Source organism: Bacillus sp. Bvel1 (genome assembly GCF_014872755.1).
In the GTDB taxonomy this organism is placed as follows: domain Bacteria; phylum Bacillota; class Bacilli; order Bacillales; family Bacillaceae; genus Bacillus; species Bacillus velezensis.
In genome coordinates this window covers 526,251-551,091 of the sequence record NZ_JAAOBZ010000008.1, presented here as the reverse complement: position 1 = coordinate 551,091, position 24,841 = coordinate 526,251, and the positions used below count along the sequence as shown (strand labels likewise).

General features: G+C 45.2%; 24 protein-coding genes and 4 pseudogenes. 24 read left to right on the top strand and 4 right to left on the bottom strand.

The window, feature by feature from the left end:
- Positions 1–136 precede the first annotated feature (136 nt).
- Both HAP68_RS17090 and HAP68_RS17085 read left to right on the top strand, forming a co-directional pair.
- Positions 137–934 (top strand): flagellar hook-basal body protein, encoded by a 798-nt coding sequence (locus HAP68_RS17090; RefSeq protein ID WP_007614310.1) that lies wholly within the window; start codon positions 137–139, stop codon positions 932–934.
- Between the two features lie 24 nt (positions 935–958).
- Positions 959–1,780, top strand: coding sequence for a flagellar hook-basal body protein (locus HAP68_RS17085; protein ID WP_015387588.1), 822 nt, complete (start codon positions 959–961; stop codon positions 1,778–1,780).
- 17 nt (positions 1,781–1,797) lie between these two features.
- Here the strand turns inward: HAP68_RS17085 and HAP68_RS17080 are convergent, their stop codons facing one another.
- The gene (locus HAP68_RS17080) at positions 1,798–2,862 is read right to left on the bottom strand and encodes a tetratricopeptide repeat protein (protein WP_003151240.1); all 1,065 of its coding nucleotides are present in this window, start codon (positions 2,860–2,862) and stop codon (positions 1,798–1,800) included.
- A 195-nt stretch (positions 2,863–3,057) separates the two neighbouring features.
- On the opposite strand from HAP68_RS17080, the gene fabZ reads away from it, so the two are divergent.
- On the top strand, positions 3,058–3,483 hold the full coding sequence (gene fabZ / locus HAP68_RS17075; RefSeq protein ID WP_003151242.1) for a 3-hydroxyacyl-ACP dehydratase FabZ: 426 nt from the start codon (positions 3,058–3,060) through the stop codon (positions 3,481–3,483).
- A 56-nt stretch (positions 3,484–3,539) separates the two neighbouring features.
- Positions 3,540–3,935: a large conductance mechanosensitive channel protein MscL gene (gene mscL / locus HAP68_RS17070; RefSeq protein ID WP_003151243.1), complete on the top strand. Its 396-nt coding sequence runs from the start codon at positions 3,540–3,542 to the stop codon at positions 3,933–3,935.
- 45 nt (positions 3,936–3,980) lie between these two features.
- Here mscL and HAP68_RS17065 read toward each other — a convergent pair whose 3' ends face one another.
- On the bottom strand, positions 3,981–4,391 hold the full coding sequence (locus HAP68_RS17065; protein WP_003151245.1) for a YwpF-like family protein: 411 nt from the start codon (positions 4,389–4,391) through the stop codon (positions 3,981–3,983).
- A gap of 172 nt (positions 4,392–4,563) precedes the next feature.
- Between HAP68_RS17065 and HAP68_RS17060 the strand changes: the two genes are divergently transcribed.
- The 4 genes from HAP68_RS17060 (at position 4,564) to HAP68_RS17045 (ending at position 7,203) form a co-directional block, all read left to right on the top strand.
- Complete coding sequence (locus tag HAP68_RS17060) at positions 4,564–4,917, top strand: hypothetical protein (protein WP_003151247.1); 354 nt, start codon at positions 4,564–4,566, stop codon at positions 4,915–4,917.
- A gap of 97 nt (positions 4,918–5,014) precedes the next feature.
- Positions 5,015–5,356, top strand: coding sequence for a single-stranded DNA-binding protein (locus HAP68_RS17055; RefSeq protein ID WP_003151249.1), 342 nt, complete (start codon positions 5,015–5,017; stop codon positions 5,354–5,356).
- Positions 5,357–5,566: 210 nt separating this feature from the next.
- Entirely contained in the window at positions 5,567–6,349 is a 783-nt protein-coding gene (locus HAP68_RS17050) for a DeoR/GlpR family DNA-binding transcription regulator (RefSeq protein ID WP_003151250.1), read from the top strand.
- Entirely contained in the window at positions 6,346–7,203 is an 858-nt protein-coding gene (locus HAP68_RS17045; protein ID WP_024085903.1) for a Cof-type HAD-IIB family hydrolase, read from the top strand. The genes HAP68_RS17050 and HAP68_RS17045 overlap by 4 nt, the downstream gene beginning before the upstream one ends.
- A 112-nt stretch (positions 7,204–7,315) precedes the next feature.
- Here HAP68_RS17045 and HAP68_RS17040 read toward each other — a convergent pair whose 3' ends face one another.
- Together HAP68_RS17040 and HAP68_RS17035 are read right to left on the bottom strand one after the other, a co-directional pair.
- Positions 7,316–10,090, bottom strand: coding sequence for a DEAD/DEAH box helicase (locus tag HAP68_RS17040; RefSeq protein WP_024085902.1), 2,775 nt, complete (start codon positions 10,088–10,090; stop codon positions 7,316–7,318).
- On the bottom strand, positions 10,077–11,687 hold the full coding sequence (locus tag HAP68_RS17035) for an SWIM zinc finger family protein (RefSeq protein WP_024085901.1): 1,611 nt from the start codon (positions 11,685–11,687) through the stop codon (positions 10,077–10,079). The genes HAP68_RS17040 and HAP68_RS17035 overlap by 14 nt, the downstream gene beginning before the upstream one ends.
- 203 nt (positions 11,688–11,890) lie before the next feature.
- On the opposite strand from HAP68_RS17035, the gene HAP68_RS17030 reads away from it, so the two are divergent.
- From HAP68_RS17030 to HAP68_RS16955, 16 genes and pseudogenes are all read left to right on the top strand, one after another.
- Entirely contained in the window at positions 11,891–12,034 is a 144-nt protein-coding gene (locus tag HAP68_RS17030) for a YwzD family small protein (protein ID WP_003151259.1), read from the top strand.
- Between the two features lie 215 nt (positions 12,035–12,249).
- Positions 12,250–12,996, top strand: a complete 747-nt coding sequence (tkmA, locus tag HAP68_RS17025) for a protein-tyrosine kinase activator TkmA (protein ID WP_003151261.1) — start codon at positions 12,250–12,252, stop codon at positions 12,994–12,996.
- Positions 12,983–13,672 (top strand): CpsD/CapB family tyrosine-protein kinase, encoded by a 690-nt coding sequence (locus HAP68_RS17020; RefSeq protein WP_021734086.1) that lies wholly within the window; start codon positions 12,983–12,985, stop codon positions 13,670–13,672. Before tkmA ends, HAP68_RS17020 begins: the two co-directional genes overlap by 14 nt.
- A 45-nt stretch (positions 13,673–13,717) precedes the next feature.
- Positions 13,718–14,482: a tyrosine-protein phosphatase gene (locus HAP68_RS17015; RefSeq protein WP_024085900.1), complete on the top strand. Its 765-nt coding sequence runs from the start codon at positions 13,718–13,720 to the stop codon at positions 14,480–14,482.
- Positions 14,483–14,681: 199 nt separating this feature from the next.
- Entirely contained in the window at positions 14,682–16,007 is a 1,326-nt protein-coding gene (locus HAP68_RS17010; RefSeq protein ID WP_015387591.1) for a UDP-glucose dehydrogenase family protein, read from the top strand.
- A 63-nt stretch (positions 16,008–16,070) separates the two neighbouring features.
- Positions 16,071–16,859, top strand: coding sequence for a YwqG family protein (locus HAP68_RS17005; protein WP_003151271.1), 789 nt, complete (start codon positions 16,071–16,073; stop codon positions 16,857–16,859).
- A gap of 280 nt (positions 16,860–17,139) precedes the next feature.
- Positions 17,140–17,574, top strand: a complete 435-nt coding sequence (locus HAP68_RS17000; protein WP_003151273.1) for a coiled-coil domain-containing protein — start codon at positions 17,140–17,142, stop codon at positions 17,572–17,574.
- The gene (locus HAP68_RS16995; RefSeq protein WP_003151276.1) at positions 17,574–17,834 is read left to right on the top strand and encodes a YwqI/YxiC family protein; all 261 of its coding nucleotides are present in this window, start codon (positions 17,574–17,576) and stop codon (positions 17,832–17,834) included. Before HAP68_RS17000 ends, HAP68_RS16995 begins: the two co-directional genes overlap by 1 nt.
- A 19-nt stretch (positions 17,835–17,853) precedes the next feature.
- Positions 17,854–19,599: a ribonuclease YeeF family protein gene (locus HAP68_RS16990; protein WP_192580582.1), complete on the top strand. Its 1,746-nt coding sequence runs from the start codon at positions 17,854–17,856 to the stop codon at positions 19,597–19,599.
- Positions 19,600–19,615: 16 nt separating this feature from the next.
- Positions 19,616–19,921 carry a hypothetical protein gene (locus tag HAP68_RS16985; RefSeq protein ID WP_003151282.1) on the top strand — a complete coding sequence of 102 codons (306 nt, stop codon included), beginning with the start codon at positions 19,616–19,618 and terminating at the stop codon, positions 19,919–19,921.
- Between the two features lie 170 nt (positions 19,922–20,091).
- A pseudogene (locus tag HAP68_RS16980) lies at positions 20,092–20,617 on the top strand (HNH endonuclease); the annotation flags it as partial.
- 1 nt (position 20,618) lies between these two features.
- Positions 20,619–21,084, top strand: a pseudogene (locus HAP68_RS16975) (DUF6985 domain-containing protein).
- A 638-nt stretch (positions 21,085–21,722) separates the two neighbouring features.
- Positions 21,723–22,691, top strand: a pseudogene (locus HAP68_RS16970) (colicin E3/pyocin S6 family cytotoxin); the annotation flags it as partial.
- Positions 22,692–22,695: 4 nt separating this feature from the next.
- Entirely contained in the window at positions 22,696–23,247 is a 552-nt protein-coding gene (locus HAP68_RS16965) for a hypothetical protein (RefSeq protein ID WP_041482406.1), read from the top strand.
- A 76-nt stretch (positions 23,248–23,323) separates the two neighbouring features.
- Positions 23,324–23,973: pseudogene (locus tag HAP68_RS16960) on the top strand (hypothetical protein).
- Positions 23,974–24,087: 114 nt separating this feature from the next.
- The gene (locus tag HAP68_RS16955) at positions 24,088–24,804 is read left to right on the top strand and encodes an endonuclease V (protein ID WP_024085893.1); all 717 of its coding nucleotides are present in this window, start codon (positions 24,088–24,090) and stop codon (positions 24,802–24,804) included.
- Positions 24,805–24,841 lie beyond the last annotated feature (37 nt).

Genomic DNA, 24,841 nt, shown 5'->3' with positions numbered 1-24,841 from the left:
GAATGGGGTTTTTTTCTGTCAAACCCTTCACGAACGGGAATGTAAATCCGATAATAAGAAAAAATGCTGATTTTCATTATAGAACAAATGTTCCGGTGAGGCAACTGGAAATAATGCTATTTCAGAGGTGGAAGACTTGTTAAAAGGATTATATACCGCAACGTCCGCAATGATTACACAGCAGAGAAGAACGGAAATGCTGTCAAATAACATCGCAAACGCGAATACGTCAGGATACAAAGAGGATCAAGGTTCAATCCGCGCCTTTCCCGAGATGCTTCTGAGCCGAATAGAAGGCGATAAAAAAACGAAAATCGGTTCCGTCAACACAGGCGTATACATGCAGGAGCTGAAACCGTTGTTTACGCAGGGAAGCCTGAAAACGACCGATCAGCCGACGGATATCGCGCTTATGGAGAATCAGGTTCCCAAGAATGCCGAAACGAATGAAAACGCCGAGCTGTTTTATCCCGTGCAGACTGCGGGCGGCGTCCGCTATTCAAAAAGCAGCACTTTCTCATTAAATGAAAACAATCAGCTTACGATAAACGGAAACCTTGTTTTATCAACAAACGGACAGCCGATTACAGTAGACAATGAAAAATTCACCGTATCAGAAAACGGAACGGTCACGACAAACGGCCGGCCGGCGGGGCAGATTGACATCAGAATGGAAGAAGACGTGCGCAATCTGAAACGGGACGGCAATGACCTATACAGCACGGCCGACGGCTCTGAACTGCCGAGCGCGGCGGCGAATCCCCAGGTCTCGTATTCATTAAAGCAAGGCGTCTCGGAGCTTTCGAATGTGGACGTGACGAGCACGTATACAGAAATGACGGAAGCATACAGATCATTTGAAGCCAATCAGAAAGTCATTCAGGCTTACGATAAAAGCATGGATAAAGCCGCAAATGAAATCGGCAAAGTGTAACAAAATGGGGGACGTTCAATTATGATGCTCAGATCAATGCTGACGGCTTCAACAGCCTTAAATCAGCTTCAGCAGCAGATGGATACAGTCAGCAGCAACCTTTCAAACAGTGATACAACAGGCTATAAAGCGAGGGACTCCCGCTTTTCCGAGCTGATCAGACAGCAGTATGACCATATAGATGACAAAAAGGAAAATTCGCCGAACATGCGGAAAACGCCGCCCGGCCTGCGTCTCGGCGCCGGAACGGTCATGACTCCGCAGCTGGACTCAGGGCAGGGAGGCATCAAAAAAACCGACCGTGACCTTGATATCGCGTTCACCTCACCTTATCAATATCTTCAGGCAGAAGCGGACGGACGGCGGGTGTATACAAGGGACGGCTCACTTTCCCTCAAGCCGGCCGGCGGAAATGACCGGGTGCTTCAGCTGATGACAGCGGGAGGCAATCCCATTCTCGATGAGAACGGCCAGCCCATACAAATTGACAGTTCGCTGAATCAGCTGAAAATCAGCAAAACCGGAACGCTGACTGCTTCAGACCAGGCAGGAACCCGTTCGCAGACGTTTAATCTCGGCATCGTCAATGTCAATAATCCTCAGGCCCTTCATGCGGAAGGGGATAATCTGTTTTCCGTAAACGGAGCGGGGGCTTCAGCGATTGAAGAGCTTACCGGCGCAAACCGACAGGCAATCGGCATGGAGCAGGGCGCGCTTGAAAGTTCAAATGTCGATATGTCAAAAGAAATGACCGACCTAATCGTGTCTCAGCGTTCCTATCAGCTGAACAGCCGCACGATTACATTGGGAGACCAAATGCTGGGCTTAATCAACTCAGTCAGATAAAAGAAGGGGCGTTTTGATCAGCCGCGCATGATAAAAAATGCGGCTTTCTCAAAATCGCCCTTTTTTTTGTAGTAATCAGTAATATCCTGAAGCAGCACTTCCAAATCCACCCACGCTTCAATTTTCTGCAGCTCCAGCACGAGTTTCTGCAATCGGTCGTACGGGTCCTCCTGAGCGGTGTACAGTATGTTGAGCGCGGTCAGCTTCAATTTCATAATCTTGTTCTGCACTTTTTCAGATATGTATAAACCTTTCTGCAGCACGGTTTGTCCTTCGGCGGCATATCCGGTTTTAAAAAGTGCTCTGACCGCTTCGTATACACAATGCAGGTAGGAAACGGGAGACTCTTTCTCGAAACGCTGATTGCCCAATACCTTTTTGTAAAAAGGGAGGGCCTCTTTATCTTTTTTCTGGGCGGTCTTTAAAAAACCAAAATTATAATAGGCGTGGCACAGCAGGTTATTGTCATTGATCCGGTCCGTTATCTTTATGGATTCATTAAAGAGCTGTTCTGCGTCTTCATAGCGTGCCTCGTCTATGTAATTCACGGCGAGAAGCAGCCGGCAGCTGAGCGTTTTTTTGATGTAGCCGAATTCACCTTGATAGATTTCCAGCGCTTTATTGACATATTGAATGGAGAGCGCAGGCGACTTCATCATGTAATATGCACCCGCTGTTTTATAATAAAATTCAGCGGCTTCAAAACGGTCCTGAATGGCCGGCAGGTACTGTTCAGCTTCTTTAAAGCGGCAGACAGCACGGTTCGGAGCGCCATTCACCATATGGAATAACCCTTTGAAAAAATAGAAATAATAAGTTAATTCATGATCCATCTCATCTTTGCGCCGCTTCAGCTCGCAGAACAATTTAGTCAGACCGTCTTTTTTCTCAAACAGCAGCTGAAACCGTGCGAAAAACAGCTGATATCTGAGTTTGAGCTTTGCGTTCTTTTGTAATTTGGGGAGATGCTGATTGATTTGTTCGTGAAGGGAACGGGCTAGATCGAATTGGCGTTTTCCCATGGCGTCATACCACTCATTCAGCATCACCAGCGTACGTTTTTCAGTAAACTTAGCAATCATCTTCCAACCTCTTTGCATAGGGTAAAAATCTTTATTTATCATAACACATTAATGGACGAGGCTCATTGCCAGCTGGTTACAGTTTACAGCGCGGTTGAAAAAGAAATTGATTCATAATATACTTCCAAATGTACAGATTGGTTAGCGCATATACCTTCTATACATACTATTGTCGATGAAGGAGATGTCAAGAAAATGCTTGATACTCAGCAAATTAAAGAAATTATTCCCCATCGCTATCCGTTTCTTCTGGTAGACAGAATTACAGAAGTCGAAGAAGGAAAACGGGCGGCGGGATATAAAAATGTGACGGCGAATGAAGATTTTTTCAACGGCCATTTTCCTGAATACCCTGTTATGCCGGGCGTCTTAATCGTAGAGGCTTTGGCGCAGGTCGGAGCGGTTGCGATGCTGATTAAAGAAGAAAACCGGGGCAGACTCGCATTTTTTGCGGGGATTGATAACTGCCGTTTCAAAAAGCAGGTAAAACCGGGCGACAAGCTGGAGCTTGAGGTTGATATTACCCGCGCGCGCGGTACGATCGGACGCGGCAAAGGCGTTGCCAAAGTTGACGGCGAGCTCGTGTGTGAAGCTGAATTAACATTTGCGCTCGGAGAATAAAAACAAACGAATGGGCTTATAAAAAAGCCCATTTTGTATAGAAAGGGGTGAATGTAATGTGGTCAGAATTTAAAAGCTTTGCGATGCGGGGCAATATCATGGATCTGGCAATCGGTGTCGTCATCGGCGGCGCTTTCGGCAAAATTGTGACGTCGCTCGTTGAAGACATCATCATGCCGCTTGTCGGCCTGCTTCTTGGCGGTCTTGACTTTTCAGGGCTGGCCGTGACATTCGGCGATGCTCATATCAAGTACGGAAGCTTCATTCAAACGATTGTGAACTTCTTCATTATTTCATTTTCTATCTTTATCGTGATCCGCACAATAGGCAAGCTGAGACGTAAAAAAGAAGCAGAAGAAGAGGCTGAAGAAGCAGAAGAAACAGATCAGCAGACAGAACTGCTGACTGAAATCAGAGATCTGCTGAAACAGCGGGCTCCTCACAATGACTAAGGCACAAAAAAAGGCTGGATGATTAACGTCCGGCCTTTTTTATGATTATAATTTTTGTTTAAACGCTTCAATCAGCCGGCTGCCCGAGTAGCCTTCTTTCACGAGCGACTCCAGAATGCTTTCTGATCCGGGGTGGTTTCTTGACACCATTTGACCGTAAATTAAAACTTGTATACTCTTTTCCAGCTCCACAATATTTTTGATGCTTCCCGTCAGCTGGGCGGGGCGGTTGCTTTTTTTCGTAATCGTTACAAACACCTTCGCTTCTTTCTGGCTTTTCATCAGCATGTCAAAAAAAGAAAAGTGTTCGGCCGGGACCAGTGCTTCAATTAACCAGTGGTTTTCTCCGTCCTCTTTGTTGATAATCAATCCGTCTAAAAGGGGAAACTGTTCAATCGGCTGATCGTCTTTATCTAAACGTTCCACATTCAGATCAACCAGTTTAAAGGTTTTCATCTCTTATTTTCACCCCTGTTGTCCATGTTTTTCGTTCATTTATTATAACACATATCATTTTTCCCGGGAAAATGCTGTAAGACATGCTTCATCATTTTTGTAGGCGGTCAACATTTAATCATTTCTATTTTTTCATTATAATGTAAAAGAATATGGTCATGGAGAGATGCTTATGAATCAATTGCGCCTGAAGGAAATCTATATAGAAGACGGTTCAAGGCGAAAAGACGATCATTCCTACTTGGTATGCAAAAAGGAAGATTGTGAGGTGCATCTTAACAGAAGGGGAAATGTCGTCTTTTTATATGAAACAAAAGACCGCATGGAACAGTATAAAATTCAGCTTTCATTGACTGATAAAAAGCTGAGTTTTTACTGGTTCGCATGGGACGGCGGAAAGTTTGTCCGCATGTTTGAGAAAGACTGGCTCAAAACGAAACTTTTCTCGCGGCTGCTCAAAAATACATATTACATAAGCGGTCAAAAACAAAAGTTTTTTTTATCAGAAAGAAAAACAAAAACATAAAAGCAGCCTAAACGGATAACGGCTTTTTCCGCTTTTTGCTTTCATGAGCCTTTGTACTACAATGAAGCCAGCCTCGAAAAAGAGAGGAGGATACGGCTTGTTTAACCACGTTATGCTTGTCGGCCGGCTGACGAAAGACCCGGAGCTCCGTTTTACATCAGCGGGCATTCCCGTCGCTCATATTACGTTGGCGGTAAACCGCAATTTTAAAAGCGCGTCGGGTGAAACCGGAACCGACTTCGTCAACTGCACCATCTGGAGGAAAAACGCTGAAAACACGGCATTGTACTGCCAAAAAGGGTCAATGGTCGGTGTAAGCGGCAGAATCCAGACGAGAAGCTATGAAAAGACAGACGGCGTAAAAGTTTATGTGACCGAGGTCATGGCTGATACCGTTCGGTTTATGGATCAAAAACGGAAAGAGCCGCTGGCTGAATAGCATGCTTTTTTCCTCGATTTCCCGCCTTTCAGCGGGCCCCGCAATACCTCCTTCCCATTCGCCAGTCGAAAGACTGGTTTTTTTGTGCGGGAGCTGAAAAATGGTTAAAAAGAAGTGATTTCGCTTATAAATACTTAAAAACATTGAATATATTGGGATAAAAACTTATAATTACTTACAGATAAGTGACGAAAAAAAGGGAATGAGGACGTGTATCAAGAAGAAAGACTGATTGCGATAATGGAATATTTGAAACAGCACCGGCGGATCACCGCTGAACAGATATGTTCGCTGCTTCATATTTCAAGAGATACCGCAAGAAGGGACCTTGTAAAGCTGAAAGAGCGAGGGGCCATTATCAGAACACGGGGCGGCGCGATTCTGCCGTCAGTGAATCAGGAAGTTCCGGGCTATTCGGGCCGGCTGAAAACCGTTTCTGAAGAGAAAAACAAAATCGGCAAGCTGGCCGCATCCCTGATTCATAAAGGAGACCGGATCATCCTGGACACATCGACAACCGTTCAGGCCTGCGCGGAGCATTTAAATGTCACCGGCTGCACTGTTATTACAAATTCGATCAATCAGGCCGATATCCTTTCCGCAAAAGAGGGAATTGATATTCACCTGCTCGGCGGAAAGCTCCAGAAGGAACACCGGTTTTTATACGGGGCTTCCGTTGTAGAAAAACTGGGGGATTATCACGCTGATAAGGTGCTGATCGGCGTTGTCGGCATCTCGGAAAACGGCCTGACGATTCCGCATGAAGAAGACGGCATGGTAAAGCGTAAAATGATCCGACAGGCTGAACAGGTGATTGCGCTGAGCGATCACTCGAAGCTTGGCCGTACGAGTTTTTATCAGTATGCAGACCTGCACGAGGTTGACCTGCTGATTACCGATCGGCTGCCTGATCAGGATTTTTGCGATCTGCTCGACCGGCACGGCGTAGAATTGCTTGTAACTGAATCTGAAGAAGAGGATGAGGACATGTGAAACTGATTGCCATAGATCTGGACGGCACACTGCTGAACAGCAGTCATCAAGTAAGTGATGAAAACAAGCGGGCTTTAAGGGAAGCCCGGCAAGCGGGAATTGAAATCGTGGTTTCCACTGGACGCGCGCATTTTGATGTGCACTCCATATTCGAACCGCTCGGCATAAAAACATGGATTATCAGCGCAAACGGAGCCGCCATTCATGCTCCTGACGGCAGCCTGTACCATTGTGAAGCGATTGAAGAATCAAGAGCCCGGGGGATTTTGTCATGGCTTGAAGAGAATCAATATTATTATGAGGTGTTTACAAACAAAGCCATCTATACGCCTGAAACCGGCAGGCAGCTGCTCGATATCGAAATGGACCGGGTGAAAAGCGCCAATCCGGAAACCGATCTTTCCGTTTTGGAACAGGCGGCTTCAGTGCAATACAGCCAGTCCGGCTTTGCTTACATTCATTCATACCGTGAGCTCTTTGAGAAAGAAGAGCATCTGGATTTTTATAATATTCTCGGATTTTCGTTTGATGAGCGGAAGCTGAAAGCGGGCTGGGACCGATTCAGCGGTCAGAAAGATCTCACCCTTGTCAGCTCTGCCGATCACAACTTTGAAGTGGCGTCTCGAAACGCCTCAAAAGGGCAGGCGCTCAAACGGCTGGCGCAAAAGCTCGGCATTCCGATGGCTGAAACCGCCGCGGTCGGTGACAGCTTAAATGACTATTCAATGCTTCAGGCGGCCGGAAAAGGCATAGCGATGGGGAATGCGAGAGAAGATATTAAAGAGATCGCTGATGCCGTTACATTGACAAATGATCAAAACGGCGTTGCGTATATGATCAGGAATTTACTGTGAAAGGTATGGCGATACTGTTCATGACTGGCGTGACGCATTCATGGCAAATGCGGCGTAACAGTAAGGACGACATAAAAGACCGGCTCTTCCGAGAGAGCCGGTCTTTTTGCGTTTAATGTGATTGCGCCGATGCGCTGAGGGTGAATAATTCTTCAAGCTCATCGGATGACAGCTCGGTAATCCAATTTTCACTTTGGATAATCTGATCGTTCAAAGTTTGTTTCGTTTCGAGCATGGCATCAATTTTTTCTTCAATCGTTCCCGTCGTAATGAGTTTGTGAACGTGGACGAACCGTTCCTGGCCGATTCGGTAGGCGCGGTCGGTCGCCTGGTTTTCCACCGCCGGATTCCACCACCTGTCATAGTGAATGACATGATTGGCAGCCGTCAGATTCAGGCCGGTTCCGCCCGCTTTCAGTGACAAAATCAGCGTCGGGTATTCTTTCTTCTGGAACCGTTCGACGAGGGAATCGCGTTCCTGCTTGGACAGGCTTCCGTTTAAAAACTGAACCGGTTCTCCGAATGTTTTTTCCAGGAGGCGCTTCATCATGTTGCCCATCTGAATGTATTGGGTGAAAATGAGGCAGCTTTCCCCTTGTCCGCGGATCGCCGCCATTAAGTCAAGCAGCTTTTCCAGTTTGACGGATCTCCCGTTTAACAGATCTGTCTGTTCTTCCTTCAAATAGAGCGCAGGATGGTCGCATATTTGCTTCAAGCGGCCGAGCATGCTCAGAATCAGCGCTTTCCGCTGCATCCCGGTCAGAGAAGCCATATGTTCAAATGTATCTTTGACAAGCTGTTCATAAAGGGATGCCTGTTCGGCTGAGAGCGGGATAAACTCTTTTTGTTCCAGCTTGTCAGGAAGATTAAGCGCCACTTCTTCATCCCGTTTTGTCCGGCGCAGTAAAAACGGCCGGATTAACTGCTGAAGCTGGTTGATTCTTTTTTCGTCACGGTCTTTTTCAATCGGCAGCACATAGCGTTTATGAAAGCCGGTCAGACTGCCGAGATAGCCTTTGTTCATAAAATCAAAGATCGACCAAAGCTCTGTCAGGCGGTTTTCCATCGGTGTTCCGCTCAGCGCGATATGATGGACGCCTTTCAGCTTTCTGATTGCGCGGGACTGCTTCGTATGCGCGTTTTTAATGTTTTGCGCTTCATCAAGGCAGACGGTGCTCCATGTCACGGAAGAAAGCTCTTCCTGATCGGCGTGCGAGAGGCCGTAAGAAGTAAGAACGACATCCGCGTCCTGATAGGCCGGGACAAATGCTTCCCCCTTCGGCCTGCGGGGGCCGTAATGAAGCACGGCCTTCAGCTGCGGCGCGAAGGTCTGGAGCTCACGCTGCCAGTTGCCGAGCACCGATGTCGGCGCAATGATTAAGGCAGGCGCTTTTTGCCGGCCGCTTTCCTTCACATGGAGAAAATAAGCGATCATCTGAATCGTTTTTCCAAGTCCCATGTCATCTGCGAGACAGGCGCCGAAGCCGTTTTCCCGTAAAAACAGAAGCCAGTTCATGCCGTACATCTGATAAGGGCGGAGCTGGCCCTGAAACGCGGCGCTGACTTCATGCTCCGGCAGATCCCCGGCATCCGTCAGTTTGCGGATCAGGCTTCTGAGATGCTTTGATAATTCGATCTTGATTCCGGCAAATGCCGATGAGTCAATGATGTCCGTGTCCTCGGCTCCGTTTTCCCCGTGATCCATCAGTTCGCGCGCCAGCACGTCGGACATGTGGAGGCCCTCAGATTCCGCTTTTTCCATCAGTATTTTCATCTGTTTAATAAATTGCGGATCAATTTTCACCCATTGGCCGCGGATGTTGACGAGACGTCTGTTGTTTGCGACGAGCTCATTGAATTCATCCTCTGTCAGCTCAATCCCGTTTGTGGCGAATCTCCAGTTGAAATCAAGCAGAGCGTTCATGCCGACGAAGGACTCGCCCCGCGGGGAGGATGACACTTTCGCCTTAAGCATCATATTGCTGTCCCGGACAATCTGCCACCATGATGGGAGAAGAATCTCCACACCCATATCGACAAGCGTCTCACTCGCTTCCGATAAGAAGATCCAAGCCTCTTCTTCAGATATCAGCGTCGTTCCTGAATCAAACGAAAGCCAGGGAACCGTTCTGCGGAAGCGGTCCTGTTCACGCGCGATTTTTCCGCTGTATGCCTGCCACGCTTTTTTCAGCCCTTTCAGTCCGTCGAAAAAGGTGATGGAGCCGGTTTTTTTCTCACGTAAAAACATCTCGATTTTCCAGTCGTCACCGTCGAAATCAGGCTCGTTTAATCGGAGGCCGACGGTAAACGGCGTCAGATCGTCATGCCAGCCGATTCCCTCCAGAAAATCCTCTTCATCCAAAAAGGAGCCTTTAAACGTATGAACGGCCGGCGAACGGGTTTCGATCCGCCGCCATTTTTCCAGCAGGTCATCATTGTACTGAATGTAGTCCTGTACCGCGGCTGAGAACCAGTCTGCCGTAAAGCCTTCCAGCAAAAGCTCGCGGTCTTTGAAGCGCAGGACGCCATTTTGCCATGCGTCATAATCCGGAAGAAAATCGCCGTCGGCAATAAATTCGTATATCGTCGAAGCCGCTTCGATTAACGGTTCCGTTTCCTTTGTCAGCTGCACGGTGCTGAATGAATTGAACGAGTTTTTTCCAAGCAGCTCGACGGTCATCCAAGGGCTGAGCAGAACGGCCGGAGTGCCGATGAAGCTGACGTCTTCAAGAAACGTTCCGTAAAAGGTGGACTCATGCCATTGGAACAAATGAGTCTTCATCTGACTGAGAGTAAGCGGCTGCTCCTTCTCATCATGGCTTGACAGCGTAAATGTCCAATCTTCCATTTGTTCTACATGAATGAAAATTTCCTTAAGACTCGCCATCAATCAACTTTCCTTTCTGCAATTCTTCTTGAAGGGCGCGCAGCCTCTTGTAGCTTGCGCTCAGCCGGCTGATATAACGCTCCCATACCTGCTGTTTTTTTGCCTTTTTATAAAGCGTCCGCAGTTTTTTCAGATGGCGCGCAGCCTCTTTATAGGCGCTGCGGTTTTTTTGGTCGATAAAAAAGGCCGCCGCCCGGTGATAGGAGGGGATGAGCGCTTCCGGATCACTGGCGGCAATTTCCTTCAGGATGTCCTTTTCAATTTCCCAGACGGAAAAACCGACGAGGCTGTGAATCTCCACCCATTCCGCGTACCGCCGTTTTTCGTACAGGTACTGGCTGTATTCGGTAAAGGTATAGGGAAGGCAGCCGGAAGCAAACCGTTCAAACAGCTGATCATCCCGTGAGTGCCGCGCATAATCCGCCAACAGTGCAAACAGCTCTCCGATGATGTCGCGCATTTCTTTAAACGGCTTATCAAGCTTCGTATAGTTCACGGCAAGCGGTTCGATCCGGCCATACCATGTTTTCAGCCGTTTCCAGTCTTTTTTCGCGGTGAGTTCACCGAGCCATTGAAAAGTGTACGGCAGCGCTTCAGGAGGGAAGCGGGACATATCTTCAAAGACCGCTTCATCATCTTTTTGCAAAAAGGCCAGATGAAGCCGTCCGAACCGCACTTCCGGCGAAAAACGGCGCCCGCTTTCCTGTTCGAGAATCTCCTGTTCACGCGCGACCCATTTCGGCCGGTTCAAAAGCGCGCTCCACATTTCACCGAATACCCGGAGGCGTTCGTATTGAAAAAGCTCTTCTTTCACAAGCAGTCTGCGGAGCACCGGGGGCGTCCGGTCTAAAAAAGGATCGAGTGAAAAAGACAAGGCGTACGTTTTCAGTCTGTCAATGGAGGAATAAATCGTATCCATCAGCTGTTCCACGTATGGATTAATGCTGTAATAATCTTTTTCGGCATCCAATCTGCCTGACTCAATCAAAGTGAACATGTGAAGCCAGACGGCAAGCGCCGAATGAATCTGATATAAGCTTTTAAGCTCGGGTTTTTTCGGGGCGTGTTTTTTGAGCGCTGACAGATAGCCGTAATAAAGGCCCTGCATCGTCTGGCTTCCGGCCGGCGTCCGCGCCTCCCACAGCGAGAATTCCGAATCAAAAAAAGCGAGCCAGCTTGACAGCGACTCTTCATTCGGCAGCACTTTTTCCTGAAACTGCCGGCGGACAAGCTCCCTGCTTTCCACAAGCTTTTCTCTTTCCAGCCAATGTTCGGTAAAGGTACCGACCCGCTCGAATTGGGCATATACGTAAAGAAAAACGGCGAGCACGTGGCGGCAGATCGCCTCAGACGGGCATGCGCAGCCGCTTTTCACCATGAAAAATAAGTTCAGCGTGACCCTTACAGGCACAACATCCTGCACATATGCGGAAATCTCTGTCGGGGTTTGAACCTGTATACGATAGACGGAATCCTGCCGATATAAAATGAGTGCTTTCTTCATCAGCTGAACATTGTCTTCATTGTAAGGAAGAAGTTCTTTAAGCTGTTCAGCCGCTGCGAGCACATCTTCTTTAGCAATCATATCCTGAAGCATGATTATCGCTCCTAACGAGTCACAAAATAAAAAGATTCCAATTCCTCTATTATATCGCAACACATGGCCCGGAAAAAGTTTTTCCTAAAAAAGGACATAAAAACCCGAATGTGTCGAATGATGTATTAGAGATTGCAAAACAGCACCCGACAGCATATAATAATCTTGTTTTCAATTTAATGGAAGCCGAAAGGAAACGAATGATGAAGAAAACGAAGTTAGATCAAGAGGAGTTTCTGAAGATTTTAATGCATGCGCACGACATCGGTGAGCAGTCCTCTGAGATGACCACAAAAGAAATGCTTGAGAATTTGATTTCTTATATTAAAAATGGATATGCAACATAAAATCCCGCAGGCTCCTGGCCGCGGGATTTTTTAATCTTCCTGTGACACCAGCATTTAAAGCGCTTACAAATATAAATCAGATTGAAGTGATTGTCTATTTTTGTCGAATTTTGTCATTTGAAAAGGTTAGAAATGACAGTTTAAAGCTGTATAATCGTAATTGGAAAAGATCATTGGAGGGAATGGGAATACACGGAAAGTGATATGGAGGTTATATGGGAGAATCTGCAAGCATAAAGGAAATATTCGCAATACTGAGAAAGCGTCTGCTGTTTATACTTATTATTACCGCGGCGGCATCTTCCGCAGGCGGTCTCATCAGTTTCTTCGCTCTTACGCCGGTCTATGAAAACTCAACTCAAATTTTGGTCAGCCAATCCAAAAACAATCAAAAAGAAGTCCAATTCAATGACGTTCAAACCAACCTCCAATTAATCAACACGTATAATGTCATCATCAAAAGCCCGGTCATCCTCGATGAGGTGATTAAACAGCTGCATCTGTCCATGACTTCGAAAGAGCTGGAATCGAAAATCACGGTATCCAGCGAGCAGGATTCACAAGTCGTGACGATTGCCGTTCGGGATACGGATGCTAAGCGGGCGGCCGTTATGGCAAATGCGGTTGCATCCGTTTTTCAGGACAAGATCACCGCCATCATGAACGTGGATAATGTCAGCATCCTTTCAAAGGCCGAAGTGTCGGACAGCCAGTCACCGGCAGAGCCTAACCGTAAGCTGAACATCGCGATTGCGTTTGCCGCCGGACTTTTGGGCGGAATCGGTCTCGCCTTTTTGCTGGAACATCTGGATAATACGATCAAATCGGAAGAACAGCTGGAAGCGCTGCTCGGCATCCCGATCCTGGGAACGGTTACTTCAATCAGTACTAAAGACAGCGTTGCCAAAAGCTTGAGGATGGCGGAAACCAAACAAGCGGGAGGCGGACATGTTGACGCGTAAAAAAGACAAACCCGGAAAACGAAGCGTGATTGCGATGTCTGAGCCGAAATCCATCAACTCAGAACAATATCGCACGATTCGCACAAACATTGAATTTTCTTCCGTTGATACGGAGGTGAAGTCCCTTTTGATCACATCCGCCGGTCCGGAAGAAGGAAAATCGACAACCGCGGCCAACCTTGCCGTCGTATTTGCACAGCAGGGGAAAAAAGTGCTTTTAATTGATGCGGATCTGCGCAAACCGACGGTTCATTTCACCTTCAAATTGGATAACGGAACCGGATTAACGTCGCTGCTGTTAAAACAGATGCCGTTTCAGAATGCCGTCCTGCCGGCTGATGAAGCAAACTTGGATATTTTAACGAGCGGGCCGATCCCGCCCAATCCGGCGGAGCTTTTATCGACGGGTGCGATGAAAGATCTTCTGTCAGAAGCAGCCGCAGTTTATGATAAGGTGATTTTGGATACGCCTCCCGTTTTGGCCGTAGCCGATACGAAAATATTAGGCAGCTACACTGACGGAGCCATTATGGTGATCTCAAGCGGGAAAACGGACAAAGAAAAAGCGGCCAAGGCGAAAGAAGCGCTCGATTACTGCCCGTGCAAGCTCCTTGGGGCCGTTATGAACGGGAAGAAACAAACGAAACATTCGGACTACGCCTATTACGGACAATAATGTCACAATGGGCGCGGTCCATTCTTTTTAAGGAGGGATTGAAATATGATAGATATCCATTGTCACATTCTTCCTTCCATAGACGACGGCGCGGCGGATGATACAGAAAGCCTGAGGATGGCGAGAGAAGCGGTCAGACAGGGGATTGATACGATCATCGCGACGCCGCATCATGTGAAATACCGCTATGACACGGACCGGCATACGGTCAACGAAGCGGTCAGCCTGTTAAACAAACGTTTGAATAAGGAAGGCATTCCGCTGACTGTTCTGCCAGGCCAGGAAATCAGAATAGGCGGAGATCTGCTGGCAGGTCTTCAAAGCGGCTCGCTTGCCCCGCTCCATAATACAAAGTATGTGCTGGCGGAATTTCCGGCGGATCATGTCCCGGCCTATGCTGAAAGGCTGTTTTACGAACTGCAGCTGAACGGATATGTCCCCGTCATCGCCCATCCGGAGCGGAACAGGGAAATTCGCGAAAATCCTTCCGTCCTTTACAGTCTTGTGAAGAAAGGGGCGGCCGCCCAAGTGACGGCCGGCTGCATTGCCGGAGCATTCGGGCGGAAAGCGAAATCCTTTTCGCTGCAGCTGATGGAAGCGAATTTGATCCACTTTCTCGCATCTGACGCCCATAATCTCGGACCGAGAAATTTTTATTATCAGGAGGCGATCAGCGTTCTGAAAAAAGAAGCAGGAGCGGAGCTGATTTACATGCTCACGGAAAATGCGGCGCTTCTCGCTGAAAACAAAGCCGTTTATAAGGAACCTCCGCTGCCTGTGGCCCGCCGTAAGCGCTGGGGTCTTTTTTAATCGTCGTCTCCATCCCGTTTAAATGAAGCGTAAGCGGCTGTTTTGCAAGATGATTCTTTTATGCTTATGCTATTATCAGCGGCCGGCGCCGTTTTTTCCTATCATGGCCTCAGGCTCCCGGCATTCCGCCGGCGCCGGGATCATATGATAATAGCGGTAAGCTGCCCAGCAGCAATTTCTAAACGGTTGGGGGAACACGATGAAAATAACAGTGATCGGAACAGGCTACGTCGGTCTTGTGACAGGAGTGTCTCTTTCAGAAATCGGCCATGACGTAACATGCATAGATATTGACGAACGTAAGGTTGAGCAGATGAGAAAGGGATTGTCCCCTATCTTTGAACCGGGCCTTGAAGATATGATGAAACGAAATATCGGCCGGCATCGGCTGGCATTTGAAACGAGCTACGAAAAAGGGCTTGCGGAAGCGGACGTTATTTTTATAGCGGTCGGAACGCCGCAAAAAGAAGACGGGCACGCAAACCTTACTTATATTGAAAATGTCGCCGAACAGATTGCCGAACATATTTCTAAAGATGCGATCGTCGTGACAAAAAGCACGGTTCCCGTGGGAACGAATGACAGAATCAGCGAAGTTATTCATTCACGGCTGAGAGCGGACGTGAACATTTCAATCGCTTCGAATCCGGAATTTCTCCGTGAAGGTTCGGCGATTCACGATACCTTTCACGGCGACCGCATCGTGATCGGGGCTGAAGACCGGCAGACGCGGGAAACGCTTGACCGGGTTTTCGCGCCGCTTGCGATTCCGGTATATCATACGGACATCAGAAGCGCTGAGATGATCAAATATGCGTCAAACGCATTTTTAGCGGCAAAAATCAGTTTTATTAATGAAATTTCTCATATATGTGAAAAAGTCGGTGCGGATGTGGAATCAGTCGCACACGGAATGGGATTGGATAAACGGATCGGCAATCAATTCTTAAGAGCCGGCATCGGTTACGGCGGTTCCTGTTTTCCGAAGGATACAAACGCCCTCGTGCAGATCGCGGGACATGTGGAGCATGATTTTGAATTGCTGAAGTCCGTCATTAAAGTCAACAATAACCAGCAGTCCATGCTGGTTGATAAAGTGCTGAACAGGCTGGGCGGTGTGACGGGGAAAACCATCGCGTTATTAGGGCTGTCTTTTAAGCCGAATACAGATGATATGCGGGATGCCCCGTCCATTGTCATTGCGGATCGTCTGGCGGCTCTTGACGCCCGGATGACAGCGTACGATCCGATCGCTTCATTCCGGGCTTCCGGGCTGCTTCCGGCTGCGGTTTCCTATCGGGAGTCCATAGAAGAAGCCGTCAGGGGAGCGGATGCCGTCCTGATTCTGACAGATTGGGAACAAATTAAACACTTCCCGCTTGAAGCGTACAAAGAGCTGATGGAAACCCCGGTTATTTTCGACGGGAGAAACTGCCACTCGCTTGAGGAAGCGGAACAGGCGGGCGTGGAATATATCTCAATCGGAAGAAGAGCCGTCGTGCCTCAGACTGATTCTGTCACTTGAAAGGCCGGCGGTCCGCGCCGGCCTTTTATCATACAATCAATAGAGACGAAGGAGATATTAATCGTGGAAAACACATGGAAATTGCCGAAGCAAATGGAATCATCCCGCGGTCTGCTGGAAACGTCAGCACGGCCCTTTATCAAACTGCACGTCAAAAAAGCTGAAACGGGACGGTATGACAGTAAAATTGCCGGAGACCCCTATTTTCCAAAACATGAACCATACCCTGAAGATGAAAGCGGCAGGCCGATGAAGCTTCTCGCCCAAATCAATTTTGCGGATATGCCCGGACTTCCTGATTTTCCGGACACCGGCATTCTTCAGTTTTACATATCGGTCAGTGATGACGTATACGGTTTGAATTTTGACGACGGGTGCGCGCAAACGGGTTTCTGCGTCAAGTATTTTGAGCACGTGACAGATCGGGAAGAGGAGCTCATGGATGATTTTTCTTTCGTTCAGGTTGAAGAGGAGTACGATTTTCCGATTCAATCCGAAGCGCTGATCACCCCTGAGCTGTCTGCTGAATGGGTGCTCCCGTCTGATTTTCAATTCAGGCAGTATGCCGGGATGGATGCCTTCGGCTATTTCGAGCAGTTTGACGATGAGGTGTATGACGAATATACGGTGAACGCATTCGGCCATAAAATCGGCGGCTATGCGTCCTTCACCCAGGAAGATCCGCGGTCTTATTCCCATCAAAACCATACGATTCTGCTCTTGCAAATTGATTCAGATGATGACATTGATTCGATGTGGGGAGATGTGGGAATCGCCAATTTCTTTATCAGACCGGAAGATTTGAAGAAAAAAGATTTCTCAAACGTTTTGTACAACTGGGACTGCAGTTAACGACATTATTAGAATCATGATACAAGGCAAAGGAGACGGTTAATCACTGTCTCTTTTTTTTTAGGGAATTTATCATGGATACATAGAGGAGATCAATGAATGGATATGCCGTTTAAGTGAGTCTTTTGGCGTTAATGATGAGCATCTCGGCTGCTGAAAATAAGTCATTTAACCTATTTAAGCTGCTTTCTGTCTATTTTAAAATATAATATATGGAAATATAGTATGGAAAAGTCTGTGCTTTTTGTACGACTTTTTGCGTAAGACGAGGTGAAAACAGATGAGCCATTCAAGCACATTAAGCCATATTAACAGCACCATCAGCCATAAACTGGGCGAGATCGAACACCAAATTGATAAATTAAAAGAAGCGAAAAGAGAGATAGAATCTCTGCAGGAAGAGGGCGTGTCTGAAATCAGGGACATCCTCAGGCCGCACCTGGATCATCATTGGACCGGCACTTTTGCTGAAGAATTTGATGACCGGCGCGATCAGGCCCATACAGAAGCATACAGAATCGTCACAGACAAATACGACGGTTATATTTACAGAATCGGCTTAAAGATGACACAGCTTGAAATTGAAAAAGGAGGGCTCCTTGCCGCCAGAAGCATCGCGAGAGAGGCAGAGCACCTGCTGACGCTGGGAGAAGAAGCCCTTGACACGGTCGGAGAAAAAATACAATCAATCAAAAAAAGCTGGAGTTGGTTTTAATGGCAGAAATAAAACTCAAATACGGAGCCGTCATGAAGCAGCTTGAATCCGTCAGCAGCGCTTTGGAGGCCGTTTCTATCGGGAACGCCGGTACAAACGGAAAAAACAAGCTCGACTATACCTCCAAATACCAATCCCGCGAGGCAAAGCTTGTATCGATGATCAGCGAATACAAGCAGGCCGTTCATAAGAACATCGCGGACGTTAAAGACAACGTAGATTCTTTGAAGGAACAGGACGAGGCGATCGCCGTAAAATAACGAAAGAAAGGACTTGCCGATGAGCAAAGTGTTTGAATCACAATCGTTAACGGACGAAGCAGATAAGAGAAAGAAACAATACGAAGCCCTTGAAGAACAGCTGCGTGCGCTCAAACAAGCCTTTCAAGGCGTGGCCGATCTGGGTGATGCTTTGAAAGGGAAAGGCGCAGACAATATAAAAGATTTTTTTCAGGGACAAGCGGAAATCGCCGACAGCTGGCTGACGCTTGTCTCTGCTCAAATTGCGTTTTTAAATGGCATTTCAGGTGACATTAAAGATCAAGAGCTCAGCGATACATATGCGGAGACTTCATTTTTAGAGCATGAGCTGCCCAATGCGGATTTGAGAGCTTCAGAGATTGTCTCCGCTCATAAAGCAGAAATCGATTCGATTTTGTCTGGCATCAGTGATATTATTCATCTCGATACATATACGCTGGATGATTACGCAGATAAAATGGGTGATGCCCAGAAAACCAGACGCGACACGATCACGGCAGTCGATACGCTTGATGAATCCCTGACCGCTGAATATCAAAACTTAGAATCTCTGGACAACGCAGTGCTCAGCAAATATTCCGTTCTTATGCAGGCCACCAGCAACGGGAAAAGCGCCTCCCCTATGTACTATGACAAAAAAGCCTTCCACAGCAATGAAATCTACAAAAGCGTCATGGCGACAGAAAAACAGGGCACGGACTATATTGACGCAAAAGCCCAGCAGGCCGAAGCAAGACGGCTTCAGGAAAAGGCTGAAGAAGAAGCCAATAAACCATGGTACGAAAAAACATGGGACGGAATCTGCAACTTTACCGGCGAAGTCACCGGCTATTATGATTATAAAAGAGCAGCCGAAGGCGTTGATCCGGTGACCGGCGAAAAACTCTCCACCGCAGAACGCGTCACAGCAGGAGCGATGGCCGCCGCCGGATTCATACCGGTCGTCGGCTGGGCGGGCCGCGCTTTCAAAGGCGGAAAAGCCATTTACAAAACCGGAAAAACCGTCAATGCCGCAGAACATGCTTTAGATGCCTATAAAACCGGAAAATCCTTAGACATTCTCAAAATGACAGAAATGGGCGCATACGGTCTTGTCGCCTCAAACGGATTCTCAGAAGCCGTCACAGGACGGGATATGTTCGGAAACAAAGTGTCTGAGGAAAAACGGAAGCAAGGGGCGTTGGAAGCTGCGCTGAGTTTGGTTGGTGCCGGCGCATTGGCGAAGCATGTAAACAAAGGCATACCGCTTGCAACCCATTCAAAAGTTCAAAAAGCTAACAAGACACTAGAAAAAGTTAAACAATTCAAAGTCCCGACAAACGTCCGCGTGTACGCAGAACGCCCAGTAACAGCGAACGGCTTTACGTACGGATTCCCAACAGTCCGTGTCGATGTGGAAAAGACGGCTGTTAAAGAACTTGGGATTGTGAAGATGGCGAGTAGTGGTAAAGGTATTAAGGGTATTGTTAAACCTGTTTCAAATATGAATGAGTTTTTTGATATGGAATTTGGAAAAAAAATAAGTAATTCCTTATCAAAATCAAAAGTAAAGTACGATGGACAATCAATTTATAAGGTGGAAAAGAAAACTGATAACCAATATCTGAAAAAGGGTTATGGAGTTTATCTTGACGCATTACACAAAGACCATTTAGAAGTAATAGATAAGACGGGAAATGTGAAATACGTATTGAATTTAGATGGTACTTTAAACCCTGACAAGACTAAGAAAGCACTTGGACGAGTAGTTAAGGGGTGGAAATAACAGTGGAGGAATTGATATGGATAAAAAGTTAGAAGGAATATTGGACATACTAGATAAACTTAATTCAAGTATTAATATTATAAATAAAGAAGATTTAGATGAACAGTACGAGAACCTTGAAGATTTTAGGGTGTTAACTAGAGATTTAGATATTATATTAAACAATTTTGGTTCATTGGATAAGAACGATGGTGATGAAATAGAGAAAATGTTATTTGAACTTCATAGAATTCTAACGACGTTTGAATGGCATTTCTCAGAAATCAGTGATTTAAACACAACAATTTTAAAAGTTTATAAAGACAAAATCAATAACCTCTAGTAATGAAAAGCCTTAAAAGATTTTTATTTTCTTTTAAGGCTTTTTTAGTGGGGGTGAGTGCCGAATAAACTGTTTTCTATTTAGAGAGTAGAGGTGATCCTTATAAGCCTTATATGATGTTTTACCAAATTATAGAGTGCGTACAAATAACTTTAAAATGTATGCCCTATCGTATGAATCAAACACCTGCACAGATCAATCCAAAGATTCAATTTGAAGGAATTAGAGGAGAATCTTTAAGTACGCTTAAACCTTCACCAGACCCTAAATTGAAAAGAATATTAGATGAGGTTGGTATAAAAGGTTTCAATATAAAAATGGAGTTCCTGATTTTTCACCAATAGCAAAAGCACAAGTTGAAATCAACTATATGCTTGGAGGAAAAGGAACTTATGGGGGGAAAGCCAGACGAGCTAATTTTGTTCAATCAGATCAAAAATCAGCTGACCAAATTAATGGCTCACCTGAGTTAGCAAGTCAATTTGGGATGGAATCTGGTAAAATTAGTGCAAGAGATATAAAAAATATCGAGAAAAAAATAAATTAACATGGCATGAATTAAATGATGTTAAAACAATGCAACTTGTGCCAACAAAAATTAATAGTGAATTCGGACACCTTGGTGGTGTAGGAGAAATAAACGCAGGAGCTTTTAAACCTGGGGGGTTTGCTAATAAACAAAAAGAGGAGATATAAAATGCCTATAAACGATCCAATTTTTGGTGAACTTGAATATGAGTATGGTTGGGTTAAGGATACCATTATTCGTTTTTTTGGAAAAGAATCTGAGATCTCTTTGGTGATAGATGGTGAAGAAGATGGAGAGTTTGATGAACAGTATATGATATATCAAGCATTAATGCAGAATTGGGAGGATTTACAGCCAAAATTATTGCAATCAATATTAGACTATTACAAACAGAAGCGACATGAACTGGGTTATGATATTGAATTAAATGAAAAATTACCCATTAATTGAAACGCCTGAACAAACACTAGAAATGATAACTTTAGATGGAATTGTTATTCCATATGCGGATATTTTTGAAGGACGAGATATTGGAATTACATTTAACTGTTCATGGGATACAGAAAATGGATTAGGGATTCGTCTATTAAATGAAAAAATAATTGAAGTAGGTTATCAGGATGTTGCAATTTAAAATAGGTTGCTAAAAGTAAAAACTCATTGATAGTTGTACCATCATGGAGTACTGTGTGCAATGATAGAATAGAAAACGAAGTACGAGCTTAGGCGAGATCACTTTTTACTGGGTGATGAATATAAATACATGGAATGTATATGAAACTAACGGACTCGGACAAACTCGTAAGTTTTAACGTAGTAGTCGTCACGACATATAAAAGGTGTCATACTGTAACCAAAAACTTATAAATTTAATGGTACTTAAAAATATATGAACTTAAAGCGCTTGATTGTCTACGAAAGGCAACAAGTGCTTTTTTGTGGTTTAACGTGAAAAAATTTTAAAGAGCGCTAAGTGTTAATTTTTATAGATTGTAATGGGTGTGAGCATTGTATGATGATAGTAGAAGAAAAAAGGGTGTATTAAGTTTTGAGGTCATCGTAAAGTGCATTTAACAGATTTACGTTACGAACACGTTATCCGCAAAAAACGGGGGAACGTTACAGGATTTGAAACTTTGTCTTGACTTAGGAGTCCAAGCTGAAGGTGGCTATAGTTTGAAATATCAAGAAGTTAAAATTAAAGAGCAAGTGCAAATAAAATGGATGGAAGTTGATACATAAATAACTTGTATCAACTTTTGAATACAACTTGTCACAGAAGAAAAACTCTCCACCGCAGAACGCGTCACAGCAGGAGCGATGGCCGCCGCCGGATTCATACCGGTCGTCGGCTGGGCGGGCCGCGCTTTCAAAGGCGGAAAAGCCATTTACAAAACCGGAAAAACCGTCAATGCCGCAGAACATGCTTTAGATGCCTATAAAACCGGAAAATCCTTAGACATTCTCAAAATGACAGAAATGGGCGCATACGGTCTTGTCGCCTCAAACGGATTCTCAGAAGCCGTCACAGGACGGGATATGTTCGGAAACAAAGTGTCTGAGGAAAAACGGAAGCAAGGGGCGTTGGAAGCTGCGCTGAGTTTGGTTGGTGCCGGCGCATTGGCGAAGCATGTAAACAAAGGCATACCGCTTGCAACCCATTCAAAAGTTCAAAAAGCTAACAAGACACTAGAAAAAGTTAAACAATTCAAAGTCCCGACAAACGTCCGCGTGTACGCAGAACGCCCAGTAACAGCGAACGGCTTTACGTACGGATTCCCAACAGTCCGTGTCGATGTGGAAAAGACGGCTGTTAAAGAACTTGGGATTGTGAAGATGGCGAGTAGCCAGTCAAAAAAACCAAAATGGTTGGAAAAACCTGAGGGGATGACTCAAAATGATTATGTTGCTCATAATGGTACTAACTACAGTAAAAAGAAACGGACTGAAGAATACAATGCTGCGCTAGCTGATAAAGAGAAGATAGTTGGAGACAATTCAAATGGATATCGTTTAAAAGAACCAACTAACTGGATGGAAGAAAGAGGTATGATACAAATAAAAGAAAGATTAAAAAGAAAATCTTGGTCAGATAGAGATGGGTTTAATTGGCAATGGGATTCCCGGCATGGTAAATTAGAAAAGTGGAACCGCAGAAGAACAGAGCATTTAGGAGAGTTTGATCCTGTAACTGGTAAGCAGACGAAAAAAGGCGAGCCTTCAAGAAGATGGGATGGTTAAAACTATGGAACATGGAATCAGATTTATTAATGAATACCCTGAAATCGGTGAATTGCTTCATCGTCTATTTGTGAATAGGGAATTAGACGAATGGTACAAGAGCAAATGCGCAGAGAAAATAAAAGTACCTGATGAATTTAATCAAATAAAAGGTTTGAAAAAAATTGAAGTTAGAGATTTAAACAATCCTTCAGGAGAAATTGATATCCATTTGCAAGATCTTTCTGGGGAAAATGGTTTTCATTTAGAACAGCAAATCAATATGAAAGTATCTAAATTGGTTCCTGTTTATGTATTAGATTATAGTTATTCCCTAAGACACGATTTAATAGATGGCGCTTATGACATTGTAGGAACCGCTGAATCTTTAGAATTCATTCAGGGAACGAACTATATTAATAAAATAATGCAAGAGAAAGGGTTTATCGAACTCAGTTATTTGTATGATTACTACGATACTGTGTATGAGTGGAGTGAATTGCCACATATACAGCCTTTCAACAGGAGATTAACATTAGGAGATGCCTTGTTTACTGATGTATTAGAATTGCTATAGTTAAGAGCTTGCCTTGTTGTTATCGGCAAGTTTTTTTATAATAATTTAACAATGTGGAGTACAAGGAGAAGCAGTTATGGATAGAGACCATATTTCTCAATTGCTGCCATTAAAAATCTGTAATGGCTGGTCTGTAGTACTGAACAATTTAAGTTCAGAAAAAAGAATGCAAGAAAAATATGAATTACTAAAACTACAAAATGAAAAACGTAATGCTGTTATTAAGGTAATATTTGAAAATGATTAATACCATGTCATAGTAGCGGGCTTAAAAACAGATAAGATTTATAAAGAAGACTCTTTTAATGAAATAGAACAATTATTGGAAGAGTTGGAATATCAAATCTGGACTGTGGGAAGTGGGGTTTTAGAGGGTTTGCAGCACCTAAGCCAACATGTTCCCAATTTCTTAAGGCTTAAGATACCAGCGGGGTGGACTGTTGATTATATTCCATTAAAAGATACTGACCCTAAAACTCTAGAGGAAAATGATGATGCTTGGTTATTTGACTTTAATCAAGATCTCCTGCAGTTTCTCATAAAACTAAAAATTTGCTGCTTGTAGGGTGGTACCCAGAAGGGGATCCAACCGGCAGTTATGGCATTGAACTGATAAAAAACAAAGATTGGGAAAATCCTTTAGAAGATATTATGTGTACTGAACTTAAAGAATTACTTAAACAATTGGATCTTATTTTTATGAAAGAAATGAAAAATGAATTTTAATAAAAAGCAGATTATACTATCTGCTTTTTTCAATGAAGCATATGGAGTCTTCGCTAGATCGAAACACAGGACGATTGAGCGCGAAGACTATTTTAAGAGAGGAAAACAAGTGAAATGAAAATACATCAAATTCACGATTTTGAACAAAAAGATGAATCGGATTTTATTCGAACTCAACAATCTCTTATACATAAAATCAACCTATCCCCCGTCATCCATCCAGACTCCGTCAACACCAGCGCAGGCGTCGACCTCGCTTATTGGGAGCAGGACGGGGAACCGTACGGGGTGTGCAGTATCATCGTGATTGACGCTGATACAACAGAGGTGATTGAAAAAGTGCACAGCATGGGGAAAATCAGCGTGCCGTATGTGTCCGGTTTTCTTGCGTTTCGCGAGCTGCCGCTGATCATCGAAGCGGCCAAAAAGCTGGAGACGGAGCCGGATGTGTTTTTGTTTGATGGCAACGGGTATCTGCATTACAATCATATGGGCGTTGCCACCCATGCGGCTTTTTTTCTGGGGAAGCCGACGATTGGGATTGCGAAAACCTATCTCAAAATCAAAGGCTGCGATTTTGAGATGCCTGAAAATGAAGTCGGCGCCTACACCGATATTCTCATTGACGGCGAGGTATATGGCCGGGCGCTTCGGACACGGCGGGACGTGAAGCCTATCTTCTTGTCTTGCGGACATAACATTGATTTAGAAAGCAGCTATCAGATCACAATGAAAATGATCAATCGAGAAAGCAGGCTGCCGATCCCTGTCCGTCTGGCTGACCTTGAAACGCATGTTTTGCGAACGTTTTATCGGAAAAATCACATGTAACACTTGGAGCTCTAAGCCACCAAGTGTTTTTTTGTAT